The following is a 776-nucleotide window of genomic DNA, read 5'->3' as shown; positions in this document are numbered from 1 at the left end:
CAACAGCTACACCACTGTCATTGATGCGAACGGCAACTGGAGCGTGGGTGTTCCGGCAGCTGACGTGACTGCCCTGCAGGACGGCACCAGCACCATCAGCGTGACGGTGACCACGGCCGCCGGTAACAGCGGTTCAGCAACACACGACGTGAATGTCGATGCCACGGCACCGACGCTGGCCTTTGACGCCATCAGCACCGATAACGTGCTGAATGCCGCTGAAAAAGGGCAGGATCTGACCCTCAGCGGTACCAGCACCGGCCTGACAGCAGGCACCACCGTAACGGTAATGCTGAACGGCACCGCGTATACTGCAGTGACAGACGCCTCCGGCAACTGGTCCCTGACCGTACCGGCAGCGGATCTGGCTACACTTGGCGAAGCGGATTACACACTGACCGCCAGCGCCACCAACAGCACCGGTAACAGCACCAGCACCACCGCGAACCTGCTGGTGGATGCGGCAGCGCCGGTCATTACTATCAATACCCTGGCCGTTGACGACATCCTGAATGCCACCGAAGCGCAGGCTGACCTGGTGATTAACGGCATGACCACCGCACAGGCCGGTCAGACCGTGACCGTCACTGTCGGTGGCATCACCTACACCGCACAGGTGCAGGCAGACGGCAGCTGGAGCATTACTGTTCCGGCTAATGACGTGGCTGCGCTGAACGACGGTAACGCCACCGTTACGGCTTCTGTCTCTGACATTGCCGGTAACCCGGCCACCGCCAGCCATAACCTGACCGTTGATACGGCGGCTCCGGTAGTAA

Annotated in this window: 1 protein-coding gene; it reads left to right on the top strand. The window is 61.1% G+C overall.

What is annotated here, in order from left to right:
• The coding region (locus GTGU_RS23510; RefSeq protein WP_038163712.1) for an Ig-like domain-containing protein at positions 1-776 on the top strand (776 nt) is incomplete at both ends.

Source organism: Trabulsiella guamensis ATCC 49490 (assembly GCF_000734965.1).
GTDB lineage: Bacteria > Pseudomonadota > Gammaproteobacteria > Enterobacterales > Enterobacteriaceae > Trabulsiella > Trabulsiella guamensis.
Note: the sequence above shows the minus strand (reverse complement) of the source record. Positions and strands in the feature narration are given on the sequence as shown.